General features: G+C 60.4%; 1 protein-coding gene. It reads left to right on the top strand.

What is annotated here, in order from left to right; genetic code table 11:
• On the top strand, window positions 1-230 hold a 230-nt coding region (locus ACX9YW_RS23630; RefSeq protein WP_460351257.1), incomplete at both ends, for a hypothetical protein.

Below are 230 nucleotides of genomic sequence, written 5' to 3'. Positions count from 1 at the left end.
ATGGAAGAAGAAATCGCCGCACTCGTCATTGACAATGGCTCCGGCATGTGCAAAGCCGGCTTTGCTGGCGACGACGCCCCCAGGGCCGTGTTCCCTTCCATCGTAGGGCGCCCCCGACACCAGGGCGTCATGGTGGGCATGGGCCAGAAAGACTCATACGTGGGTGACGAGGCCCAGAGCAAGAGGGGTATCCTGACCCTGAAGTACCCTATCGAACACGGCATTGTCAC

The organism is Pseudoneobacillus rhizolycopersici, assembly GCF_054786815.1.
The sequence above is the reverse complement of the archived record's forward strand: the minus strand, read 5'-3'. Positions and strand labels throughout refer to the sequence as shown.